This window comes from Vibrio sp. 10N.286.52.F8 (assembly GCF_041468745.1).
GTDB lineage: Bacteria > Pseudomonadota > Gammaproteobacteria > Enterobacterales > Vibrionaceae > Vibrio > Vibrio crassostreae_C.
This window is the reverse complement of record NZ_JBFRJF010000089.1, coordinates 1-206: the sequence shown is the minus strand read 5'-3', so window position 1 is coordinate 206 and position 206 is coordinate 1. Positions and strand designations below refer to the sequence as shown.

Annotated in this window: 1 tRNA gene; it reads right to left on the bottom strand. The window is 42.2% G+C overall.

Annotated features, from left to right (window positions below):
- Positions 1-74: 74 nt before the first annotated feature.
- Positions 75-150 (bottom strand) — tRNA-Ala (locus AB4133_RS22075).
- Positions 151-206 lie beyond the last annotated feature (56 nt).

Sequence of the window (206 nt, the reverse complement as noted above, 5' to 3'; positions counted from 1 at the left end):
TCCAAATTGTTAAAGAGCTTGATTTCAATAAAATGAACCATTTTTAAAGATTCTTAAGGAAGAACACTTAAAGATGGTGGAGCTATGCGGGATCGAACCGCAGACCTCCTCGCTGCCAGCGAGGCGCTCTCCCAGCTGAGCTATAGCCCCATCTGGAAAAGTATTTCTACTCTTAACTTATTAAACCATCAATCTGTGTGGGTACT